This is a genomic window from Photorhabdus heterorhabditis, assembly GCF_018448905.1.
Classification (GTDB): Bacteria; Pseudomonadota; Gammaproteobacteria; order Enterobacterales; family Enterobacteriaceae; genus Photorhabdus; species Photorhabdus heterorhabditis.
In genome coordinates, this window is the sequence record NZ_RCWA01000166.1 from 1 (window position 1) to 708 (window position 708).

The 708-nt window shown below is 60.2% G+C and carries 1 pseudogene; it reads left to right on the forward strand.

The annotated features are described in order from the left end of the window. A pseudogene (locus EAE89_RS23110) lies at window positions 1-708 on the forward strand (hemagglutinin repeat-containing protein); the annotation flags it as partial.

Sequence of the window (708 nt, forward strand, 5' to 3'; positions counted from 1 at the left end):
GGGAGCAGATTACCCAGCTGACCGGCCAGCGCTATCTGCCGGGCTACAATAACGATGAAGCCCAGTTTAAAGCGCTGATGGATGCCGGCGTTGCCTTTGGCAAACAGCAACAGTTAACACCGGGCGTCGCCCTGAGTCCGGCGCAGATGGCGCTGCTGACCTCGGACATTATCTGGCTGACCAACCAGACGGTCACGTTGCCGGACGGCACTACTGAGGTGGTGACGGTGCCGCAGGTGTACGCCCGGGTGAAATCCGGCGACCTGCGCAGTGATGGCGCCTTGCTGGCCGGGAATACCGTGGCGCTCAACAGTCAGGGCGATATCACCAACCGCGGCACGGTCAGCGGGCGTGATGTCACTCAACTGACGGCCAACAACCTGACTAACAGCGGCTTTATTCGCGGCGGCAAAGTGGATTTAACGGCCCAACAGACGCTCACCAATCGCGGCGGCCAGATTCAGGGGGATGACCGGGTAACCCTGAAAGGCCGCGATATCACCAGCGCCTCGACCGTACGCGGGTATGAAGCTAACCGCTGGCTGGACCGTCCGGCAGGCATTTATGTGCAGAACGATAACGGCACCCTGTCGCTGAGCGCCATCAATAACGTTCAGCTCACCGCCAGTGACGTCAGGAATGCCGGTCAAGACGGTCACACCGAAATAACGGCAGGCCATGACCTGACGCTGGACACCTTAAATACGC